This window comes from Pyxidicoccus xibeiensis (assembly GCF_024198175.1).
Taxonomy (GTDB): domain Bacteria; phylum Myxococcota; class Myxococcia; order Myxococcales; family Myxococcaceae; genus Myxococcus; species Myxococcus xibeiensis.
Genome location: NZ_JAJVKV010000004.1, coordinates 244,725 through 266,630, shown reverse-complemented (window position 1 = coordinate 266,630; position 21,906 = coordinate 244,725). Strand labels below are relative to the sequence as shown.

Sequence of the window (21,906 nt, the reverse complement as noted above, 5' to 3'; positions counted from 1 at the left end):
CTGCGTGGGCAGCCCGGGGGCTCACGTCCCCTTCCGCCCGCTGCACGGTGAACCTCGCCACAAGCGCCCGGATTCCAAGGGGTTGGGAATGGGGTGCGGGGTGGAACTCCAACGAGTTGCCACGGCGCGTTACGGACGCCTGGGTTCCAGCGGGCGCCTCGGCTCTGGTAGAGCGGCGCGGCTGTCAACCCACTCCCTGGAGTCTCCACATGTCCCGGCTTTCCCGCCACGCGCTCGTGCTCGCCCTGCTGCTGACGTCTACCTCTGCCCTCGCGGGGGCGCAGTGGGTGCAGGCGCGGACGGTGCTCAACACGTGCGGCTACTTCAGCACCTCGCAGGCGGAAATCACCCTCACGTACCGCAACGATGACCTGCCCTGGGGCACCCGCGTGTTCCTCATCTATGGCTGGGGCGGAAGCTCCGGTCCCTCCAGCACGTTCGACTGGGCTCCGGCGCCGCAGACCGTCGAGGTGCCGGCGGTGGCTCCGTACCACTGGGGCACCAAGGTGACGGGTGTCATCCGCGCGCGGTCGTCCACGCAGTACACGAGCATCAACTACGTCTGGAAGGTGGTCCTCCCGGATGGCCATGAGTTCTACGAGAAGGGCAATGGCTCCACCTACGGCTACTACGCCGCGGACTTCTCGCAGGTGCCCATGCCGTGCACCAACACCGCCGGGACCTTCATCGGCAACCCGACGCCGCTGGCCATCACCACCGTCGAGAAGAACTGACGGTCCGCTCGCCGGCCGCCGCCCGACGCATGGAATGGCGGCCGGCAGCAGCCTGTTCGGCCCAGGAGCCGGGGAACCTGGAGCGAGGCCACCTCCTGTGTCCGACCGGTCTCATCCATCGCATCGCCCATGAAATCGCCGCGCTGGCCGAGCCGGTCGGGCCCACACGCGCCCGCCGGTCATCCGCGCGAGCTTCTCGGGCGCGGTGAGGGCGGGCACTCCGGTCAGCATCACCGGCGGTGCCTGGCTGGCCTCGCTCACCATGTCGGAGGGCACCTTCACCACCCTGATGGGCGCGACGGCCAACGGCATCACGGGCACCAACGCGCCCGGCTCCCTGGGACCGTGCCGGCCAACGCCAACGTGGCCGCCTCGTGGCTCGGTGTCCACGACGGCGCGAACAACGTGGGCACGGGCAACTTCCAGGTCGGCACGACCTTCACCGCCAGGATGCGCTTCTTCATCGATGAGCGCTCGCTGCTCAACGTGTCCAACCAGCGGGAGGGCACGTACGTGCTGGCACTGCTCGCGAGCGACTTCACCGCCTTGGCGGCGTGCAGTTCGTCCATTGGGCTGGCGACCTTCGCCTATACGAGCGGCATGGCGATCATCACCGGCAGCCCCGAGGGCTCGGCTCATTCAAGACGCGGATGACTCCTGCCTGATGAGTGTTCCTTCCAAGCCCCAGCGCGGGAAGGGCCCCCGTTCGGCCATGCCGTGCCAGCGCCGCGCGCCGCCCGGGGAGTCCGAGCCATGCCATGGACAGGCTCTCGGAAGGGCTGACTCGAGACCTGGAGGAAGCCCGCTTCGCCTGAACCGTCGTGGGGCCTTCCGGCCTCGCGCCGGCCGTGGGCCGCAGCGGACCCGCCCGGTCGTCCTCCGTCCGCATGTCAGCCCCACCCGGTAGGAAGGTCCTCGCGGAAGGAACGTTCCTTCCACGGGCGGGTCGGTCCGGCAGGGGGTGGGCAGATGATCATGGAGCTGTACCAGCAGTTCGTGGCCACGCGGATGGAGGAGGCGGCGGCGGTGATGGCGCAGCGGGGCTACGACAACACCCCAGCCGCGGAGCTGGCGCGGGTGATGCGCATGTCGGTGGGCTCGCTGTACCGGCGCTACGGCAGCAAGCGCGGCTGTGCGCTGGCCATTCGCGACTTCTCCGAGGACGAGCTGTGCCGGTACGCGCGCTACGAATTCCAGATGGCCAGCACGGACGAGGGCGCGGGCTTTCGCGAGGGCTTCTTCGCCCTCTGGCGACTGCTGGCCAACTACGTACTGCGGACGCCCGGAGTCTTCAGCTTCGTCTTCCTGCACGTCCACCCGGAGGCGGGGCCTGACGACGAGCGAGGCTGGCGGGTGCGGGACCTGATTCGCGAGGTCGTCAGCCAGGCGGAGCGTGATGGAGCACTGGAGCCGGGTTCCGCGATGGCGAGGACATGCCTGGTGTGGGGCGCGCTGGCGGAGCTGGGGCGGGTGGCGGCGAGGTGGGAGGGGGCGGTGACGGAGGCGGACGTGCTCGCGTCAGCAGAGGCGCTCTGGCGCGCCCTCGGGCCCAGGGAGAAGTCGGCGCCCCGAGGGCCTGGCGGCATACCGCCTCCAGAGGGCGAAAAAGCCTCGTATGAGGCGCCCGACAGTGACCCGGCGGCGGCAATAGATGATGGCGCGGCGGCACATCCGCCTCCAGAGGACGAAAAGGCCTCGGGCGAAGCGCCTGACTGTGACGCGGCGGCGGCAATAGATGATGGCGCGGCGGCGCATCCGCCTCCAGAGGGCGAGGAGGCCTCGGGCGAAGCGCCCGACTGTGACGCGGCGGCGGCAATGGCTGATGGCGCAGCGGCGCCTCGGCCGGGCGCTCCGCCCGTGGAAAGGAAGCGTTCCCACGCCATGGCGGAGGGCGGTTCGGCAACTGCCGCGCGTGAACACCAGGGGCTGCGCGCGTTGAGTGCTTCACCCGCGGAAGCGGCGCGGTCCGCAGCCATGACGGCTGGAGAGGCTCTCACAGAAACTCACGATGCCCCAGCAGCAGGGCGCTCGAGGCATGCCAGCCCCTGTCGCGTTCTTCGATACGGCCCTGCCAGGATGAGGACACCGCACTCGGGAGACCCCTGCCAGGCGACGTGGCAAGCAACGCGCTGGCGGCCATGGCGCTCGCCACGTTCCTGCATGCCATGGCCTCGGGAGCGCTCGGAGCCTCCCGGAGGAGCGGAGACTGGACCGACGCCGGAAGGTCCAGCCCCGTGCGACCCATGCTCACGCTCATCCTTCGCATCGGCCTCACATAGATGCTTCCTATCCCTGCCCAAGCCAGGGCGTATGGCTGGACGCACGGGTGGCGGCGGGCCGTCCAGTAGGATGGAGGAACACCAGATACCGTGCGGTGGCACGCCGTGTTCCAGGAACCCGCAAATGCAGGGGAGGGAAGCCCGTGCAGATGAACTGGAACCGGCTGTCAGTCCGTCTGCGAATCGCGGTCCTGGCTTCAGGCTACCTGCTCGCAGCGGGCTGTGACTCGGAAGGCAAGGGCCTTCCGGTCCGGCAAATCACGAGGCAGGCGGTGGTGCCTGCATGCGCTGGCATGGAGTACACGTACTCTTCCGACTGGGAGGGTGTGACTCACTTCGTTCCGGCCTGCTACCCCGCCTACGCCTTCAAGTACGACGGCTTCTTTCTGGCGTCCACGGGCCAGGCGGTGCCGAGGCTCGAGAGGACCTGCGGCGAGTTCCAGCTTCTGGTGGTGTTCTTCGACACCGCCTCCCAACGGGAGCTCCTGCGCCAGAACCCCAACATCCCCGAGTCGGCCAGGGCGCAGCTGGAGACGGAACGAGCTGTTCAGACGCAACGTCCCGGTGCTCCTGCCCCAGTACGTCCTGGACCCGGAGACGCTCGTGGAGGTAACCCGAGGAGCGGCGCGGCCTTGAACGCGAACGACGTGGAGCTTCTCTCAGAGGTGCTCAACGGCTGGCATGACGTGGACGCGGATGGCATTCCCGAGTGCATCGACACGGAGATTCAGGGGACTCCCCAGAACGTGGACGCGGATTGGGTTCCCGACACGCTCGACCCGAGCCTGACCGAGGACAATGGGCCGTTCCTCTGGATACGGGGTGAGGGGGCTGGCCGGTCGTTCCAGTTCGTGCAGGCGCCTGCTGTGGGCCACCGTCACATCGCCATCCCGAGACTCCACCTGTCAGAGGGATTGAAGGGCTGACCGCCATTCCCTCCAGGGGAATGAGACATGCTCAAGCGCGACGCGGGACGGGTCCTCCTGACGGGAATATTGCTGTCCTTCGGGGGAGCGGAGTCGCAGGCGGCAGGCGGGGACTGCCCCACCTCACCGCAGTCCTATGACACCGAGTCCTGCCAGGGCTTCTGCGTCAGGGACGCGGTCTCCAAGACGATGCGGTGCGACATCACGGCCTCGCCGGGGGACAATGACGTGGTCGTCGTCAAGAACTACAAGGATGCCATTCCCATCTTCCATGCGCGGTATTCGGCCTGGGGAACCGCGGATGGAGTGAACTTCTGCTGCACGCAGGACTCCTCGCCCGCGAACCCACTGAATGGGGTGGAGGTCCTGACCGGCGCTGGAAGCGATGAGGTCTGGTTCACCGCATTCAACGGCAGTGGGAACGAGCGAAACCTCAGCGACAATCCGTTTCAAACGGCCCCCGATTGGTTTACCGGGACGGCACGCCCTGGCGCTGGTAACGACCGGGTGTATGGCTCGAACAGCACCTCGGTTGAATACATGGACCATCTCACGGGAGAAGATGGCTCCGACCAGCTCACCGGAAACAAGGGGGCGGATTTCATCAACGTCGCCGAGACGCGGGCGGGTGTCGATTCGACCGGCAACCATCTCGAATCCGCCTCTGGCGGCAACGGGCGCGATGAAATCGTGGGTGCGACGAGTGACATCAACGCAACCGACACCATCATCGTGTCGGGCGGCGCTCAAGACGACCTCCTCTGTACTGGCAGCGCCAATGCGCTGACCGGTCAGAACGTCAGGTTCTCCGGCGGAGAGGGCGACGACGAGATCTACAGCATGTCCTCGCGCATCGCCGGCAATGATGGACCCCTCAACGGCGATGCCGGGTCGGATGGCTGCGACAACCCCGGTGGAGGGGTGGAGACGAGCTGCTCGCGGAGCTACAACGGCTCGAACTTCACCGCATGGTCTCCGCTGGCCTGCCCGCCCTGAACGCCGGCGGGCAACGGGGGCGCTCCTACTTCCGCAGCAGCGTGCCCTCGAAGAAAAACGCGAGGCACGCGGCCAGGATGAGCCACGTCCACAGCGGCACGGACGGCTTGTCCGCATCCCCGCTGGAGGCCTTCACCGTCTCCTCGCCGAAGTAGGCGGTGAGGGTGTCCTGCGGCACGCGGCTCAGGTCGCTCTCGGACGGGTCCAGCGTGGCCGCGAAGGACAGGCCCGGCACCACCTTGCCGTCCGCGCCCAGCACCGAGTACGCGCCCGGCTCCGCCACCGGCCCCGCCACCAGCGAGCCGTCCGGCTGCTCCTTCACCGGCACCTCGCTGCCGTCCGGCGCGCGCACCGCGGACACCTTCTGCGTGCCCTCCGGCCGCAGCGTGGCGCCCTCACCCACGCGCACGCGAATCTCCTCGCGCTCCTCCAGCGAGCCCGTGAGGTACGCCGCGAAGCGCTGCATCAGCGGCAGGAACGAGGTGCGGATGGCGAAGTCGCTCCAGTCGCGGTCCACCGTGCTGGTCAGCAGCGCCACGCGCCCCTTGCCCTTGCGCATCACCGCCACCGCCGGCGCCCCGTCCTCGTACGTCGCCAGTATCTGGCTGGCCCCGGGCGACGACGGGTTGTCCGCCTCCAGCAGCATGTACTTGTAGAAGCGCGCCCCCACCAGGCCCTCTTCGGCGCGGCCGGTGAAGGGCGAGAAGAGGACGTGCTCCACCGACACCTTCGCCAGCTTCGCCGTCTTCGTCTCCGCGTCCGGGTCCTCGCGCTCGGCGCTGGTGCGCACCAGGCGCAGCGGCCGTGGCAGCACCCCGCCCAGCCGCTCGTTGTACTCCTCCGCGTTCACCCGGTCGCCCATGCTGATGAACAGGCCCCCGCCGTTCTCCACGAAGGCCGCCAGCTTCTGGGACTCGTCCGGGCTGGGCGCCGCCACGTTGAGCAGCAGCACCAGGTCATACGTGGAGAAGTCCTCGCGCAGGCCCACCTCCGCGTCGCGCGTGGCCACCTCCACCGGAGAGCCCGGCGCGGTGAGCGCCGCGTCCACGAAGAAGGCCTCGTCCCGGTAGCGCGTCGCATGCGGAGCCCCGTTCACCACCAGCGCCCTCAGCGCCCGGGGCACCGGCAGCACGAAGGCACGCCGGTTGTCCTCCGCCAGCGCATCCGCCGCCAGCGTCACCTCGCCCACCACCGTGCCACCCTGCGGGAAGCGCACCGTCAGCGCCTTCTGCGTGGTGCCACCCGCCGGCACGTCCACGAAGCCCTTGGCCAGCGTGGACTCACCCACGCGCACCGCCGCTTCCAGGTCCTTCACCGCCTCCGCGCCGAAGTTGCGCACCGTGAAGGTGAACTGGAACGCGCGCGGCCCGGCCTGCAGCGCCGGCTCCACCTTGAGGTCGACGATGGCGTGGTTGGCCAGCACGTCCTTGCCCTCGGCCGCATCCCGCAGCACCACCTCCGGCTTCACCGGCGTGCCCGTGGGCCCCTTCACCGTGGGCGGCGGCGCCTCCAGGCGGAAGGCCGCGGCCGTCAGGTCGGAGACCACCACCAGGCGCTTGGCCGGCATCGGGTTCTCCTCCAGCGCCCGCGCCGCCATGTCCATGCAGCGCGACAGGTCCGCCGCCCCGTACGTCGCTTTCGCCTCGTCCACCAGCCCTCGCAGGCGGCCCCGGTCGAAGCCGGGCGGCGGGGGCGCGGCGGGCGACTCCGTGCAGATGAGCACCGTGGCGGGCTCCTCCGGCAGCAGGTCCTTCAGCGCGTCACGCGCCTCGTCCCGGCCGCGCTCGAAGAGCGACGTCCCGTCCGACCAGCGCATGGACAGCGACGCGTCCAGGATGATGGCCGTGGCCGCGGGCCCCTTCACCACCTGCGCCATCTGCGCGTCGCTCTTCCACTCCGGGCGGGCCAGCGCCACGGGGATGGCCAGGAGGATGAGGGTGCGCAGCACGTACAGCAGCAGGCGCTTGAGCTTGAGGCGGCTGGCGGTGCGCTTCTGGCTGCGCAGCACGAAGGCCAGCGGGCCGAACGGGTGCGGCCGGGGGCGGCGCCGGTCGAACAGGTGCACCAGCAGGGGGATGAGGGCCCCCAGCGCGCCCAGCAACATCCACGGGTTGCCGAACGTCACTAGCGCCTCCCGCGTCGCGCCAGGTAGCGCAGCAGCACGTCGTCCAGCTTCTCGTCGGTCCGCACCAGCTCGTAGTCCACGTCCGCCTCGGCGCACGCCGCCTTCACGCTCGCCAGGAAGGCGCCGAACTCCTCCAGGTAGCTCTCCTTGATTTCACGCGGGTTCACCTCGATGCGGCCCTCGCCCTCCATGTCGAGGAAGAGCGTGGGGTCATCGAAGGGGAACGTCAGCTCCGCCGGGTCCACCAGGTGGAACACCGACACGTCATTCTTGCGCTGGCGCAGCGCGAGGATGCGCTTGAGCGAGTCCTGCCGCTCGTCCAGCAAGTCGGTGAGGACGATGACCGAGGAGCGCCGCGGCAGCACCTCCGCCAGGTGGTCCGCGGCGCTGCCCAGGTCCGTGGCGCCGTCGGGCGTGGTGGACTCGAGCGTCTCCAGCAGCACGTTGAGGTGGCCCGCGGAGGCGCGCGGCGGCACGTCCTTCCACTTCCCGCCCACCATCAGCGCCAGGCCCGCGGCGTCCTGCTGGCGCACCAGCAGGTAGCACAGCGCGCCGGCCAGCGTGGTGGCCACGTCCAGCTTGCTGAGCGCGCCGCTGCTGTAGCCCATGGAGGCGGACGCATCCACCACCATGACCGCGCGCAGGTTCGTCTCGTGCTCGAAGCGCTTGACGTAGTACTTGTCGAACTTGCCGTACGCCTTCCAGTCCAGGTGGCGCAGCTCGTCGCCCGGGGCGTACTCCTTGTGCTCGGCGAACTCCACGCTCTGGCCCTGATGCGGGCTCTTGTGGAGGCCGGACAGCACACCCTCCATCACCGCGCGGGCGCGCAGCTTCACTCCACGGAGGCGGGCCAGCGTCTGGGCGTCGAGCAGCATGGCGCGGGCCCGCCTAGCCCTTCACCACCGTGAGGAGCTGGTCGATGAGCTTCACCGAGGTGATGCCCTCGCTCTCGGCGGTGAAGTTGGGCAGCACGCGGTGGCGCAGCACGGGGCGGGCCAGGGCGCGCACGTCTTCAACCGTCGCCACGAAGCGGCCATTGAGGATGGCGCGCGCCTTCGCCGCCACCACGAGGTACTGGCTGGCGCGGGGGCCGGCGCCCCAGGACGCATTCTTGGCGATGAAGTCCGGCGCGCCCGGCTCCTTGGGGCGCGTGTGGCGCACCAGCTCCACCGCGTAGCGCACCACGTGGTCCGGCACCGGCACGCGGCGCACCAGGTCCTGGAGGGCGAGGATGCGCTCGGGGGAGAGAATCTTCTCCAGCTTGGGCTGCGGGCCGCCGGTGGTGCTCTTGACGATCTGCACCTCCTCCTCGGCGGTGGGGTAGCCCACGTCCACCAGGAACATGAAGCGGTCGAGCTGGGCCTCGGGCAGCGGGTAGGTGCCCTCCTGCTCGATGGGGTTCTGGGTGGCGAAGACGAGGAAGGGCAAGTCGAGCGGGTACGTCCGGCCTCCGGCGGTGATGCGGTACTCCTGCATGGCCTGGAGCAGCGCGGCCTGCGTCTTGGGCGGGGTGCGGTTCACCTCGTCCGCGAGGATGATGTTCGCGAAGAGGGGGCCCTGCAGGAAGCGGAAGGAGCGCCGGCCGGTGGTGCGGTCCTCTTCCAGGATGTCCGTGCCGGTGATGTCCGACGGCATCAGGTCCGGGGTGAACTGGATGCGGTTGAAGGACAGGTTGAGGACGTCCGCCAGCGTGGAGATGAGCAGCGTCTTGGCCAGGCCGGGCACGCCGACGAAGAGGCAGTGGCCGCGGGCGAAGAGCGAGATGAGCAGGTGCTCCACCACGTCTCGCTGGCCGACGACGCGCTTCTCAATCTGGGTGACGATCTGATTGCGGGCCTGGGCGAGCTCCTCGACGGCGCGGAGGTCGTCGCTCGAGGCGTCGGGCACGGGGAGAGGGGCGGGGGCGGCGCTTTCCATGGAAGGGTTCTCTTAATTCGCGGGCGACGCGGGGACCAACGGATTCCTCACGAGAGCGGCCGGGGCGTGCGCTGGCAACCGTTGGAGCGCTGAGCTATTCCGGTGCCATACATTCCAGTACGTCGGGGTACGGGGGGACTCCCGCCCGGGCCGCCTGCACGCCCCCCGGGCATGTACACCCGTACCCCGGGCGGGGGGGAATGCCGCTCCCCGGACACGCTGCTTAGGTTCCCGAGGCCCTTGCTTCCGGCAGACGGAAGGCGGGGTCCTTGGAGAGCTCATGCGGCCAGAGCGACGTGGTGGACGAGGAAACCGCTGGGTGGGGCTGCTGCCGGTGGCCGCCCTGTGGTGGGGGGGCTGTGGGGGCGGCGCAGCGGCGAGCTCGGGCCAGGACGAGCAGCCGGTCGACGAGGCGGCGCCCTCCCTTCCCGGCACGGGTGGCTCCGGAGGCGGCACGCAGGCGCCTCCGCCCGCCTCCCCGGGGCCTGTCCCGCCGGAGCGGCCGGTGCCTCCCCGGGCTCCGGCATGGGGCCGGGTGCTGGGCGGCCCCCAGGACGACAGCGGCACGGGCGTGGCGGTGGGGCGGGGCGGGGACGTGGTGCTGGTGGTGTCCAGCACGCCGCGCGCGGACGAGGACCGTGAGCCGGTGGAGGGCGAGAAGCTGGCGCTGACGCTGTCGCGGTATGCGCCGGACGGGACGCTCCGCTGGGCTCGCGAGTTCGTGCGCAACCGGCTGTCGGACACGCGCGTGGCGGCGTCTCCGGGGGGCGACGGGGCGGTGTTCCTCACGGGCAACGCGTTCCTGTACTCGGCGGACTTCGGGCTGGGCGAGGCGCAGGACGGCTTCCTGGTGAAGTTCTCGGACGACGGCAAGGCGGTGTGGCAGCAGCGCGTGGGGCAGAAGGTGCTCGGCGTGGCGGCGGACGCGGCGGGCGGGGTGCTGGCCGCGGGCGAGGAGTGGGCGGCGGAGGTGCATGACCCGGTGCTTACGCGCTACGGCGCGGACGGCACGGTGCGGTGGACGCGGCGCTTCGAGGGGACGGGGGAGGGCACGGCGCTGAGCGCGGTGGCGGTGACGCCGTCCGGGCTGGCGGTGCTCGCGGGGCAGCTGTCGGACACGGTGACGGTGGACGGGCAGGCGTTCGGCACGCAGGGCGTGCGCGGCTTCGGGGTGCTCGCGTTCGGAGAAGACGGGCGGCTGGCGTGGGGCAAGGAGGTGCCGGGCGCGAAGGGGCGGGTCACCTCGGTGGCCGTGGGCGCGGATGGGGCGGTGGTGGTGGCGGGGGACTTCACGGGGCTGATGGTGTGGGGGCAGGCGTCGCTGGGGTCGGCGGGGCCGTTCGTGTTCGCCGTGGGGGCGGACGGGAGCGAGCGCTGGCTGAAGCAGCCGGCGTGCGGCGAGGTGACGGCGCTGGGGCCCGCGGTGACGGTGGACGGCGAGGGCACGGTGGCCGTGGCCTGCGGCGACGTGCTCACGCGCTACGGCGCGGACGGGGCGTGGCGGGACGAGCAGCGGCTGCCGGTGACGCCGTGCCCGAGCGGCCAGTGCTCGCTCGCGGCGGCGGGGATGGCGGCGGTGCCCGGGAGGGGGCTCGCGGTGACGGGGTGGCAGCGCGATGGCGCGGGCGAGGCGTGGAACCAGGATGCGCTCCTGCGGCTCGTGGTGCCGTAGGCCGGGCCGTCCCGCTACAGTGCGCGCCCATGTCCGCTCCTGCCGCCGACGTCCTGCTGGAGGTGGAGGGTGCCGTCGCGACCCTCACCCTGAATGACACCGCCCGCCGCAACGTGATGACTCCCGAGCTGGGAGCCGCGCTGCGGACCCATGTCGAGGCGCTCAAGCTGCGCCAGGACGTGCGGGCGGTGGTCCTCACCGGCGCCGGTGGCGCGTTCTCCGCCGGAGGGGACTTGAAGATGCTGGAGCGGCTGCGCCAGGCCTCGTTCGAGGAGGCGCGCACCTTCATGCTCGAGTTCTACGCGCGCTACCTGAGCGTGCTGGACCTGCCCATGCCCACCATCGCCGCGGTGGAGGGGCCGGCCGTCGGCGCGGGCCTGTGCGTGGCGCTCGCGTGTGACTTGTGCGTCGTCGGCGAGGACTCGAAGCTCGCGCTCAACTTCGTGCAGCTCGGCCTGCATCCGGGCATGGGCGCCACGTACTTCGTGCCCAGGCGGGCCGGTGCGCAGGCCGCCGCCGAGCTGCTCCTCACCGGCCGCCGCTTCGACGGGAAGGATGCCGTGCGGCTCGGGCTCGCGCTGGAGGCTGCTCCGGCGGGCGGAGTGCTCACCCGGGCCCGGGCACTCGCTGCGCAGCTTGCCGGCAATGCGCCGCTGGCAATTCGCGCCCTGAAGCGGAGGCTCGCTCCGGACCGCACCGCGCTGAGGACCGCGCTGGAGGAAGAGGCGCGCTTCCAGGCGGAGAGCTACGGCAGCGCGGACCTGGGAGAGGGACTCGCCGCCGCGGCGGAGCGCCGGCCCCCGGTCTTCCAGGGGCGTTGAGCCCGTCCTCCTCACCCGGAGACACGGACCAGCACGAACTCGCCAGCGCCTCCGTATTGAGGCTCCTCCACGTCCACGTAGCTTCCCTCGAAGGTGCTTCCGCTGAAGCGGCCCCGAACGACGTCCGTGCCATAACTGCCGTACTGGGGCATGACCCAATCGGCGGACCCATCCTCGTGGAGTGTGCCCGTCACCGCACCCGACCACTCCAGGCTGGCCCCGTGCCCGGCCGTGGTGAAATCCCAGCAGTCGCCACGCAGCGCCGCGCCCACCTGCTTCAGCACCACCCGCTTGCGTGTGCGGCCCGCCAGCCAGACCGGGTCTTCCCAGGTTCCGCTCACATCCAGGGTCACCGTTCCGGAACCGGTGGACGCCGCCTCGGGCACTCGCGGGGAGGTAAAACACTCCGCGGCCCAGATGGAGAACTCGCGCGGCTCCCGCAGAATCTCCACCCGGGTACCGGAGACCGTCACCAGGTGGCCCTCATGCACGGTCTCCTGGATGGCCAGCATCATCCGCTCCACGCGCTCCCGGGCTTCGGGGCTCCCCTCCTGATGGGTCGCCTCGAGCTGCTGGAGCATGTCGCGCGACACCGTGCCCGTGCTCCGCACCTCCTTGATGAACTCGCTGACCCGAAGCTCCTCCTGGGCATCGGCAGGGGTGTAGGGCACCTGGGCGGACGAGGAGACGACGCGCGCGGGCGGGACGAACAGCTCGGGGTGATGTTTCGGGCTGAGACAGTCCCGACTCTCCTCGGGAGGGTCGATGACGTACCGACGGTAGTGCGCGAGCAGCGGCTCCACCCTCGCAGCGTGCTCGCAGTCCGCCTCGGTGACGGGGTCTGCCCCGGAGGTGGCCAGGGTCACCGAGCTGCCGCGTGGCAAGCTCCGCAACACACCTCCGGCGACGTGGGAGGCATTCCATGCCCCCTCCCGCCAGGAGGCCAGCCCCAGGGTGCCCAGGAGCTCGCGCTTGAGGGCCTCCGTCGGCAGGTGGAACAAGGCCCGTAGCCGTACAGGATGGCTATCGGCATTGCCGCGCGAGGGAACGTAGAACCGGAAGACCGCCAGCCGGGGAGCCCAGTGCTTCAGGTCGACATGCGCTGACATGCCCGCTCCTCTCGAGAATGCGGGAGCATCATGACACCCAACGTGTCTCGAAGGTGGCGTGAGCAGCCGCTCATGGCCAGGTGCTACGTTGTTGCCTGATGCGGAAGGCCACGGCACGCACCAGGGACATCGAATCGGAGAGCCCTGAGACGAGCGCCCTGCGCAGACAGCTCGAGGGCGGGCTCGAGCTGCTCGAAACCGCGTCCACGCACTCCCAGACGCTGTCCACGGCCCTCGGCGGAATGGCCTGGGGACGGCGGCTGCGCTACGCGGCGGAGTCCCTCCAGAGACTCCTTGGCGCGGAGCCGGCGGTGCTCGAAGCGCTGGAGTCGCTCCGGCGCCGGGCTCAGCGCGAGCAGGATGCGAGCGGGGCCGCGAGCCGCCTGCTGCGCGAGCATGAGGCGGAGCGCGAGCGGCTCTCACGGCTCATCGCGCGGCGGCTGGGCCTGGGCGAGTGGGGAACGCTGGCGGAGCGGCTCAAGCGGCTCGAGGCCCTGGTGCTCCTGATGCCCCTTCCACCGGGCAAGGGCGAGTCGCTCTTGCTGGCGGGGAGCACGGAGCTTCCACCCGCCGGCCTGCTCCTGCGCTTCCTGCTGGCCCTGGCCTTCGCTGCGTACTTCCTGGGGCTGTGGGCCGCGGTGACGCTGCAGCTGGGCTTCATCGTCCTGCTCTGGACGCGCTCCGGCAGCTACTGGCTCACCTCGGAGCGGTTGATCTGGGAGCCACGCCTGGGCCTGTCGGTGGAGGTCCCTCTCTCCGCGCTCGGAGACAGCGCCGTCGAAGTGAGCCCCGCCACCGGGAACATCACGTTCTTCGGCGACAAGCCCCTGACGCTGCACCACATTTCAGGGGCCTCCCGGCTCGTCGCGCTCCTCTCCATCCGGCGGCACAAGGAGTTTCGCGGCGCGGCGGCCACGCCGGACCCCCGGCGCATCATCTCCGTCGTGCGCGCACGGCGCTCCCATCCGCCCGGGCGCACCCGGCTCCCGGACGAGGACGGGCAAGTGTTCCTCCGGCCGGACTTCGTCCTCTTCATCCCCGACATGGAGGCCCGCTCGCTCCTCGAAACCCTCACCGGAGCGAGGGAGCCCGCCATCTTCTCTCCCTGGCTGGGCTGGGAGGACTCGGAGGCCTCCATGGAGCTGCTCATCGACCAGCTCCAGTGCCTGCCTGAAGAGCGCATGGACGCGCTGCTGCGCAAGGTGGCCGCCGCCGGGCGGAGCTGCGTGCTCTGGGAGCCGAGGGACATCGACTGGGAGCTCACGGGGGACGCGTTGGTGCTCGAGCTGTCCCGCGAGGGCTCGAAGATGTCCATCCGGCTCGCTCAGCGCGGTGGCGCCGCGATTCGTGCCGTCACGGCGCACTGGCCCGGGCTGGCGGTCTCCAGCCCGGCTCCCCGCTGAGTGGAAGGAGCGTTCCTTCCAAGAAGCGGGGCGCCCGGGCCCTGCAGCCTCAGTACACGTTGTACTTGCGGCGCAGCGCCTCGTGCTCCTGGGCGTTGCGCGAGGGGTGCAGCCGGCGCTCGGCGTCGTGCAGGTAGTACCAGAACTCGCTCGGCTTGGGAGACATGGCCGCCTGGAGCGAGGCCACCGTGGGCGCGCCGATGGGGCCGGGCGGCAGGCCCTTGCGGTGCCGGGTGTTGTACGGGTCCTGCGGGTCCCTCAGCCGCTTGAGGAAGGCGCCGCGGTCGTTCCACTGCGCCAGCTCGTAGCGCGACGTCGCGTCCACGCCGAGCGGGAAGCCCTTGTCCACGCGCTTCCAGAGGATGCCGGCCACCAGGGGCCGCTGCTCCGGCACGGGCTCCTCGCGCTCCAGCATGGAGGCCATCACCACGACCTCGTGCAGCGTGCGGCCGCTCTTGGCGATGGCCTCGCGGTTGGGCATGTAGAAGCGCTCGCCGAAGGCGTCCAGCTGGCGCTGGATGAGCGCATTCACGTCCAGCTTTCCCGGGATGACGCCGTAGGTCTCCGGGTAGAGGTAGCCCTCCAGGCTCTTCGTGGGCAGCGGGAAGGGCGCGGTGAACTTCGACGGGTTGCTGGCGGCGGCGATGTACGCGCCCGGGGTGATGAGGTTGGCGGCGGCGAGCGCGGCGTCCGTGTCGCGCAGGCGCCAGCCCTCCACCACGACGAACGGGACGTCCTCGGGGATGGGGCTGCCCTCCAGCGCGGTGGCCAGCTCCGCCACCGTCATGGACGGGCTCACCTCGTGGCGGCCCGCCTTGGGGGCGAAGGCGCCGCGCCGGTACAGGTGCCAGCGCCAGATGCGCGCGTCGCGGATGAGGCCCTGCGAGGCGAGCAGCGTGCCCAGGCCGCGCCCGGACGTGCCCTTGGGGACGGTGAACTCCACGGTGGCCGCGCCGGGCGGGGCCATGGTGCTCTGGACCTGTCCCTCCGCCCACAGGAAGGCACCCGTTCCAGCCACGGCCGCGAGCACGACGACCACACACAAAACGATAGCGAGACGCTTCATCACGGCGCAGGGTAGCACCTGACTCCGGCTTCGCACCGCTTCGTCTCGCTGGATGTCAGGTCCCGGGCGGTGGCCGGCCGGGAGTGCAGGCGGCAGGCACCCTTCTGCCAGCTGGCGGACGGGCTCAGGAGCGCGGCTCGGGTTCCTGGAGCTTCGCCACCGCATCCAGCAACGCGAGCGCTTGCCGCCCCGCGTCCGTCAGGCCGTACTGATTCCGGCCCCACCGCGTCTCGCGCCGGGAGGTGACGAGCCCCTCCTCCTCCAGCGCGCGCACCTGGCGGGTCAGGCTGTTCGCCGAGGCACCTGTCAGGCGCTTGAGGGCATTGAAGTGCACCTCTCCCCCTTCGAGGGCCTTCAGGATTTCCGCGCGGAAGCGTCCGGCGAGGGCTGCCAGCCGCCGCTCGATGATGCAGACCCCATCTTCACCCTTCGGCATCGCTCCACCTCGTCCGCCGCTGACCTGGTTACGTCCGTGTAACTCCTTTCGCCGTCCTCCGAAATCACGCACCTTGGGCAAACACGCACCACCCAGGAGATGACGATGACGGACGTCAGGCAGCCCGCCGACATGAACGCAGCCTTCGCCGCGGCCTTCAACACGGGACGTATCGAGGCGCTGATAGCCCTCTACGAGCCCAACGCCCTGCTGGTGGGCCACGGCGAGGTGGACCGGCGCGGGCTCGGGGACATCCGCGCGGAGTTGGAGGGACTGCTCGCGTTGGGCGGTCGCATGGAGTCGACCAACCTCTTCGCTCACACCGTCGGCGACCTGTCCCTGTTGAGCGCCCGGTTCCGGCTCGAAGGCCGCGCACCGGACGGCGGCCCCCTGGTGGTCGAGGGGCGCACCGCTGAGGTGGTCCGCCGGCAGGAGGACGGGCGCTGGCTCTACATCATCGACCACCCCTTCAGCGCTCCCGCCGGGCCCTGAGGCCGCCGTCCCTACGTCGCCGGGGCCGAGCCCAGCTTCAGGTCCTTGTTCAGCCCCGCGTCCCGGCTCACGCGCCAGATTTTCTGGTCCAGGTAGTAGTGGTGCAGCGCGAAGCCCCAGATGAGGCCTTCCATGAAGTCGCGCAGCGTCAGCCCCGCGGCCAGCGGCATCCGCAGGTCGAAGCCGCCACAGCCCGGGTGCGCGCCGAAGCCGCAGCCCAGCCCGCGATACAGCAGCGTGAAGACGACGCCACACACCGCATAGATGACGAACCGCCTGCTCACGCGCGGCGCCCAGCCGAAGTGCGCCGCGTCCACCCCGGCCGCGTGGTAGCGGTTGCGGTGATAGAACCAGACCACGCCGTGGTACTGCACGTTGTGGAACGCCGTCACAGCCACGGCGAACATGATGAAGTCCATCCGCGCCGACACCGACGGCCAGAAGACCAGCGCCGTCAGCCCCAGCGCCGCCCCCATCATCAGCAGCTTCGGCCCGTTCACCCGCTGCCCCGCGCGCCACCGCAGCACCTGGCGGACGGCGTAGAGCACCACCAGCGCCAGCACCAGCGCGAAGCACGCCCCCGCCACCACCGGCTCCCACGTCGGCGTGCCCGTCAGCCCCAGCCGCTTGCGCGCCACCGGGTGCGTCACCGCGAACGCGAGGAATGGCGCCAGCAGCCCCGTGTACAGCGTCACGCTGTCCAGCCGCCGGTCCAGCGGTGACAGCGGGCCACCCTTGCGCTGGTACAGCACCATGATGCCGTAGTGCTGCCGCACCACGTGCCAGTACGCCCACAGCGACGCCAGCGTGAGGAACACCACGAACGGCACCTGCGTCCCCAGCGCCGCCGACACGCCGAAGCACAGCGGCCCCGCCGCGAACCACCCCAGGCTGCCCAGCAGCAATCGCCGCCGCACCTGCCACTCGCGCGTGTCCAGGTACGTGCGCGACACCGTGGCGAACAGGTGCGGCCCATCCAGCATCAGCACCCACGCCCACCACAGCACCAGGCTGCTCACGCCACCCCAGACATGAAGCCCTACCAGCGCGAGACTCGCGGCGACCCCACCCACCGTGGAAATCAGGTCGTGGCGCCGGTCCACGAGCCACCCCTGGCGGGCAGGCAGGGGGGCGGTGAGAGTGGCTGTGCTCATGAAAGCTCCCGGAAGGGGTTGCCAGGATACAGGAAGGTACAGGTAGGCCGGAGGCGTACCTGCTGTCCACCATCGGCCGTGCAGGCAGGCGAAGGGTCAAAACCCTCTTGAGCCGCGAGGCCCGTACCGCGATTGTCGCCCGCTATGGATCAAGGCAGGCGCACCACGGACCGCAAAGCAGTGGGTCTGCTGGTGAAGCTCAAGCATGAAACGGTGGGGAGCTTCGCGGAGGAGTTCGCCACCAACCTGAGCCCGGGTGGGATGTTCGTCCGCTCGCGCACCCCGCAGCCCGTGGGGACACCCGTCAAGTTCGAGGTACAGATTGCCGGGGGCGTGCGCGTGCTGCGCGGCGCCGCCACGGTGCGCTGGGTCCGCGACGTGGGAGACCCCGCGGGCCCGCCCGGAATGGGGCTCCAGTTCGACGAGCTGGACCCGGCGAGCCGCGCGCTCGTCGACAAGATGCTCCTGCAGCGCAAGGCGGATGCCCCCGCGCTCACCCAGACGCCGCTGCCCTCCATCGCGCCCTCCGTGGCCCCGGCCGTGGCCCCCATGCAGGCGCCCCGGGTGGCCCCCATGCAGGCGCGCCCCGTGCCGCCTGCTCCTCCGGCACCTCCTGCTCCCACCCGGCCCGTGCCTCCGGCGCCCGCGCCGCGCGCGGCGGGGGGCATGGCGCTCGACTCGCTCTTCGATGACCTGGAGTCGGCGGGAGGGCCGTCAGCGCCCGTCGCGGACGAGCCCTTCGACTTTCCCCCGCCAGTCGCAGAGCCGCGGACTCCCGCGCCCTTCCCGGCGATGGCCTTCGCCCCGCCGCCGCCCGCCGACGACGACGTGGACATCCCGCTGGAGGAGCTCATCGCGAGCACCCCTCCGCCGCCCCTGCCCCCGGACGGGGACGAGCCGCTGCCCGGGCTCGACTTCGAGATGGAGGCCGCGGACCCCGGCGCGCCCGTGGCCATGGGGCTGCCGCTCGACGAGTCACCCATCGAGGTCGGCGTCACGCTGGAGCTGGAGCCGCCTTCCGGTGCGGCTCCCTCCGGTGGGGGCCTGGAGTTCGAGCTGGACCTGGGGGATGCCGTGGAGGCTACGGCCCGCCCGGCGCCGCCGCCTCCGCCTCGCGCCGCGGCTCCCAGGACTTCGCCGCCTCCGCCTCCCGCCGCCCCCTCGGGTGGCGGTCTGGAGTTCGAGCTCGACCTCTCGGATGCCTTCGAGGAAGCGCCCACCGCGCCGAAGCCCGCGGCGCCGAGGCCCGCGCCCGCGCCTCCGCCTCGCGCTCCGGTGGCTCCGCCTCCGGCGCCCGCGGCGGCCCGCTCGGGTGGCGCGTTCGAGTTCGACCTGGACCTCTCCGAGGCCATGGAGGAGGCACCTGTCGCGCCTCCGCCTCCGCCCCGCGCGGCGGCCGTGACGCCTCCGCCTCCGCCGCCCCGTGCGGCGGTTCCGCCCGCGCCGCCCGCGGCGGCCCGCTCCGGCGGGAGCATCGAGTTCGACCTGGACCTCACCGAGGAGAGCGACCCGTTCGAGCTCGGGAGCTCCACGCCGAAGGCGGCCCCGGCCCGGCCCGCGCCTCCGCCTCCGCCTCCGGCTGCCGCCACGGCCTTCCGGCCCCCGCCGCAGCCCGTGGCGCCTCCGCCGCCTCCTCCGCAGCCCCTGCCGTCGCTGCCCAACGTGCGCCGCGAGGCCCCGCGCGCTCCCGAGCCCGTGGGCACTCCCACGGTGCTGGCTCCGGTCGCCGCGAAGTCGGCGCCCGTCGCGCCCCCGCTCGATGAGCGGGGCCTGCCGAAGACCATCTTCCTGCCGCCGCCTCCGCAAATCACCGGCACGGGGCCGGTCATCGGCATCGACCTGGGCACCACCAACTCGTGCGTGGCGCTGCTGTCCAACGGGCGGCCCATGGTCCTGCGCTCGCGCGAGGGCTACAACACCATCCCCTCGGTCATCTCGCTCAACGCGCAGGCCAAGCTGCTCGTCAGCCACCGCGCGAAGAACCAGCTGGTGCTGCGACCGCAGCAGACCATCTACGGCGCGAAGCGGCTGGTGGGCCGTCCCTTCGACAGCGCCGTGGTGAACCAGGTCCGCGAGCGCTTCCACTACGAAATCGTCCCCGACGCCGCCGGCCGCGCCGCCGTGCGCCTGGGCGACGCCGTGCTGTCGCTGGAGGAGGTGCAGGCCATCATCCTCCGCGAGTGCAAGGAGATGGCGGAGACCCACCTCAACCAGAAGGTGGAGCGCGCGGTGGTGACGGTGCCCGCGTACTACTCCGAGCCGCAGCGTGAGGCCGTGCGCAAGTCCGGCATCCTCGCGGGCCTCAAGGTGGAGCGCATCCTCAACGAGCCCACCTCCGCGGCGCTCGCCTACGGCCTCAACCGCGAGCTGAACAAGAAGGTCCTCGTCTACGACCTGGGCGGCGGTACCTTCGACGCGACGATTCTGAAAATCGAGAAGAACGTCTTCGAGGTGCTCGGCACCGGCGGCGACATCTTCCTGGGCGGTATCGACTTCGACAACCTCATCGTCGACTACCTCCTGGCGCGCTTCCAGGAGAAGGAGGGCATTGCCTTCAACGGTGACGGCATCGCCCTGTCGCGCGTGAGCGACGCGGCCGAGCGCGCGAAGATGGCCCTGTCCGAGCGCGCCAGCTTCGAGGTCCACATCCCCATGCTGATGATGGACGAGGCGGGCCGGCCCCGTGACTTGCGCGTGGTGATGACGCGGCAGGAGCTGGAGAAGATCTGCGACCCGCTGCTCAGCCGCACCGTGGACGTGGTGCGGGACGTGCTGCTGGACGCGAAGCTCAAGGCCAGCGAGGTGGACGACATCATCCTCGTGGGCGGCATGAGCCGCATGCCCCTGGTGCGCGACAAGCTCAAGGGGCTGTTCGGCAAGGGGCCGCAGGCCAGCGTCAACGCGGACGAGGCGGTGGCCCTGGGCGCGGCGCTCTACTCGGGCTCGGTGGACAAGGTGAGCAGCGTGGTGCTCATCGACGTGCTGCCGATGACGGTGGGCGTGGCCATGCCCGGCGGCGCCTTCAAGCGCGTCATCGAGCGCAACAGCCCGCTGCCCGCGCAGCGCTCCTTCGCCATCACGACGAACAAGGACAACGAGGAGTTCCTCGAGCTGTCCATCTTCCAGGGCGAGGACAACCACATCTCCGCCAACGAGTACCTGGGCACCGTGCGCATCGAGGGCCTGCCCCGGGGGCCGAAGGGCTCCGTGCGCGTGGCGGTGACCATCAAGCTCGACTCCGAGTGCGTGCTGCACGTGGAGGCGCGCGAGTACTCCACGCGCAAGGAAGTGAAGGCCACGCTGGCCACGCGCTACTCGCCGGAGGAGCTGCAGAAGCAGCTCCAGGTGAGCAAGGAGTCGGTGAAGGCGGCCGAGGATCGCCGTGGCGCCGACCTCAAGGAGCGCGCCGGTGGCTTCTGGGGCTTCGTGAAGAAGGCGCTGAAGCGCAAGTAGCCGCGCGCCCATGACGGCCACCGCGCCCCGGTACATGACGCGCTTCAGGTGCCTCGCGGAAGCCTGCGAGGACACCTGCTGCGCGGGGCTCACCGTCACCATCGAAGGGGCGCCCCTGCAGCGGCTGCGCGAGGCGGTGGCGGGCGGCCCGGACGCGGAGCTGGTGGAGCGCTTGGTGCGGCCGGAGGGCGCCGGCCCGGACGCGGCGCAGGTGCAGCACTTCGTGCGGCCGGAAGAGGGCGGTGGCGCGGTCATCGCGAAGCGGGAAGACGGGCACTGCGTGTTCCTGGACGCAGGGAGGCTGTGCTCGCTGCACCGGAAGTACGGTGAGCCCGTGCTGTCGGACGCGTGCTCCACGTTTCCGCGCACGGCCACACGGTGGGGTGAGCGACTGGAGGTGGCCGGCACGCTGGCGTGTCCCGAGGTGGCCCGGCTGTGCCTGCTCGCAGAGGACGGGCTGGAGCCGGTGCCCGTCTCCGAGGACCTGGCCGTGCGTCCGGAGGCGGCGCGGCGAATCGGTGGAGATGCGTGGACGCGGCATGCGGAGGCCGTGCGCGCCACGGCGCTGGGGGTGCTCCAGCGGCGGGAGCTTCCGTACGCGTCACGGTTGTTCGCGCTGGGACAGCTCGCGCTCCGGCTGGACGGGTTCTACTTCCGGGGGACGGAGGCGTTTGGAGACGAAGCGGATGCACTGCTCCACGACGTGCTGCGCTCCTTCGCGTCGCCCGACACGCTGACCGCGATACACGAAGGCTTCTCCGCGCTGGTGCTGCCCGGAGGACCGTGGGCGGGCATCTGCGCCACCGTGCTCAAGGCCCGCGCGGGCTCCGTGCGGAGCGAGCGCTTCCACACGCTGGTGCGCTCGGTGCTCGCGTCCTACGGGGGCGCGGACTCACCGGACGAGGTGTGGCGTCTGCACGCGGAGCGGCGCGAGCGATTGGCACCCGCGCTGGCCGAGCGGATGGAGCAGTACTTCCGCCACCACGCGGTGAACCACTGGCTGCGCCACCCGTTCACCGACTCGCCCCGGCTGCTGGACTACGTGTTCCGGCTGACGCTGCGCGCGGCGGTGCTGAAGTGGACCCTCTTCGGGCACCCCACGGTGGTGGCGCTGTGTGAGGACGGAGCAGGGGACACGGCCCGGCTCGACGCCGCCGCCGTCGAGTGCTTCCAGCTCATCGCCAAGCACGTGGAGCAGGCGCCGGAGCTGCACTCACTCGCGACGGGCCTCGCGGGCCACGGTGGCACGGAGACGCTGGGCCGGATGCTGGTGCTGTTGAAGGGGCTCTGACTCAGCAAGAGCCCCCGGGGCAACGACTGCGC

At 70.9% G+C, this 21,906-nt stretch carries 18 protein-coding genes; 11 read left to right on the top strand and 7 right to left on the bottom strand.

Annotation, left to right across the window (positions count from 1 at the left end; genetic code table 11):
* Positions 1 to 209: 209 nt before the first annotated feature.
* The 5 genes from LXT23_RS18890 to LXT23_RS18875 all read left to right on the top strand — a co-directional run bounded on the left by LXT23_RS18890 (position 210) and on the right by LXT23_RS18875 (position 4,935).
* Positions 210 to 734 carry a hypothetical protein gene (locus tag LXT23_RS18890; protein ID WP_253981597.1) on the top strand — a complete coding sequence of 175 codons (525 nt, stop codon included), beginning with the start codon at positions 210 to 212 and terminating at the stop codon, positions 732 to 734.
* 345 nt (positions 735 to 1,079) lie between these two features.
* Positions 1,080 to 1,388, top strand: a complete 309-nt coding sequence (locus tag LXT23_RS18885; protein WP_253981596.1) for a hypothetical protein — start codon at positions 1,080 to 1,082, stop codon at positions 1,386 to 1,388.
* Positions 1,389 to 1,703: 315 nt separating this feature from the next.
* Complete coding sequence (locus LXT23_RS50655; protein WP_407692894.1) at positions 1,704 to 3,239, top strand: TetR/AcrR family transcriptional regulator; 1,536 nt, start codon at positions 1,704 to 1,706, stop codon at positions 3,237 to 3,239.
* Complete coding sequence (locus LXT23_RS18880; RefSeq protein ID WP_253981595.1) at positions 3,157 to 3,939, top strand: hypothetical protein; 783 nt, start codon at positions 3,157 to 3,159, stop codon at positions 3,937 to 3,939. Before LXT23_RS50655 ends, LXT23_RS18880 begins: the two co-directional genes overlap by 83 nt.
* 27 nt (positions 3,940 to 3,966) lie before the next feature.
* Positions 3,967 to 4,935 carry a hypothetical protein gene (locus LXT23_RS18875; RefSeq protein WP_253981594.1) on the top strand — a complete coding sequence of 323 codons (969 nt, stop codon included), beginning with the start codon at positions 3,967 to 3,969 and terminating at the stop codon, positions 4,933 to 4,935.
* 25 nt (positions 4,936 to 4,960) lie between these two features.
* On the opposite strand, the gene LXT23_RS18870 is transcribed toward LXT23_RS18875, so the two are convergent.
* Genes LXT23_RS18870 through LXT23_RS18860 form a run of 3 tightly spaced genes read right to left on the bottom strand, consistent with a single transcriptional unit; the run spans position 4,961 to position 8,977 of the window.
* Complete coding sequence (locus tag LXT23_RS18870; protein ID WP_253981593.1) at positions 4,961 to 7,060, bottom strand: BatA domain-containing protein; 2,100 nt, start codon at positions 7,058 to 7,060, stop codon at positions 4,961 to 4,963.
* Positions 7,060 to 7,935, bottom strand: a complete 876-nt coding sequence (locus LXT23_RS18865; RefSeq protein ID WP_253981592.1) for a DUF58 domain-containing protein — start codon at positions 7,933 to 7,935, stop codon at positions 7,060 to 7,062. Before LXT23_RS18865 ends, LXT23_RS18870 begins: the two co-directional genes overlap by 1 nt.
* Before the next feature lie 13 nt (positions 7,936 to 7,948).
* Positions 7,949 to 8,977, bottom strand: coding sequence for an AAA family ATPase (locus LXT23_RS18860; RefSeq protein ID WP_253981591.1), 1,029 nt, complete (start codon positions 8,975 to 8,977; stop codon positions 7,949 to 7,951).
* 280 nt (positions 8,978 to 9,257) lie between these two features.
* Here LXT23_RS18860 and LXT23_RS18855 point away from each other — a divergent pair, with 280 nt between their 5' ends.
* Together LXT23_RS18855 and LXT23_RS18850 are read left to right on the top strand one after the other, a co-directional pair.
* The gene (locus tag LXT23_RS18855; protein WP_253981590.1) at positions 9,258 to 10,649 is read left to right on the top strand and encodes an NHL repeat-containing protein; all 1,392 of its coding nucleotides are present in this window, start codon (positions 9,258 to 9,260) and stop codon (positions 10,647 to 10,649) included.
* Positions 10,650 to 10,678: 29 nt separating this feature from the next.
* Positions 10,679 to 11,470: an enoyl-CoA hydratase/isomerase family protein gene (locus tag LXT23_RS18850; protein ID WP_253981589.1), complete on the top strand. Its 792-nt coding sequence runs from the start codon at positions 10,679 to 10,681 to the stop codon at positions 11,468 to 11,470.
* Between the two features lie 11 nt (positions 11,471 to 11,481).
* Here the strand turns inward: LXT23_RS18850 and LXT23_RS18845 are convergent, their stop codons facing one another.
* On the bottom strand, positions 11,482 to 12,579 hold the full coding sequence (locus tag LXT23_RS18845) for a hypothetical protein (RefSeq protein ID WP_253981588.1): 1,098 nt from the start codon (positions 12,577 to 12,579) through the stop codon (positions 11,482 to 11,484).
* Positions 12,580 to 12,677: 98 nt separating this feature from the next.
* On the opposite strand from LXT23_RS18845, the gene LXT23_RS18840 reads away from it, so the two are divergent.
* A complete protein-coding gene (locus tag LXT23_RS18840) occupies positions 12,678 to 13,982 on the top strand; it encodes a hypothetical protein (RefSeq protein WP_253981587.1) in 1,305 nt (434 codons plus the stop codon).
* 49 nt (positions 13,983 to 14,031) lie between these two features.
* Here the strand turns inward: LXT23_RS18840 and mltG are convergent, their stop codons facing one another.
* The gene (gene mltG / locus LXT23_RS18835) at positions 14,032 to 15,048 is read right to left on the bottom strand and encodes an endolytic transglycosylase MltG (protein ID WP_253981586.1); all 1,017 of its coding nucleotides are present in this window, start codon (positions 15,046 to 15,048) and stop codon (positions 14,032 to 14,034) included.
* Positions 15,049 to 15,172: 124 nt separating this feature from the next.
* Positions 15,173 to 15,484 carry a winged helix-turn-helix transcriptional regulator gene (locus LXT23_RS18830; RefSeq protein ID WP_253981585.1) on the bottom strand — a complete coding sequence of 104 codons (312 nt, stop codon included), beginning with the start codon at positions 15,482 to 15,484 and terminating at the stop codon, positions 15,173 to 15,175.
* A gap of 105 nt (positions 15,485 to 15,589) precedes the next feature.
* On the opposite strand from LXT23_RS18830, the gene LXT23_RS18825 reads away from it, so the two are divergent.
* Positions 15,590 to 15,976, top strand: a complete 387-nt coding sequence (locus LXT23_RS18825) for a YybH family protein (RefSeq protein ID WP_253981584.1) — start codon at positions 15,590 to 15,592, stop codon at positions 15,974 to 15,976.
* An 11-nt stretch (positions 15,977 to 15,987) separates the two neighbouring features.
* Here the strand turns inward: LXT23_RS18825 and LXT23_RS18820 are convergent, their stop codons facing one another.
* A complete protein-coding gene (locus LXT23_RS18820) occupies positions 15,988 to 17,130 on the bottom strand; it encodes a hypothetical protein (RefSeq protein ID WP_253981583.1) in 1,143 nt (380 codons plus the stop codon).
* A gap of 192 nt (positions 17,131 to 17,322) precedes the next feature.
* Here LXT23_RS18820 and LXT23_RS18815 point away from each other — a divergent pair, with 192 nt between their 5' ends.
* Complete coding sequence (locus LXT23_RS18815; protein ID WP_323379025.1) at positions 17,323 to 20,583, top strand: TIGR02266 family protein; 3,261 nt, start codon at positions 17,323 to 17,325, stop codon at positions 20,581 to 20,583.
* 10 nt (positions 20,584 to 20,593) lie between these two features.
* The gene (fliB, locus tag LXT23_RS18810) at positions 20,594 to 21,874 is read left to right on the top strand and encodes a flagellin lysine-N-methylase (RefSeq protein ID WP_253981581.1); all 1,281 of its coding nucleotides are present in this window, start codon (positions 20,594 to 20,596) and stop codon (positions 21,872 to 21,874) included.
* The last annotated feature ends 32 nt before the right edge of the window (positions 21,875 to 21,906 follow it).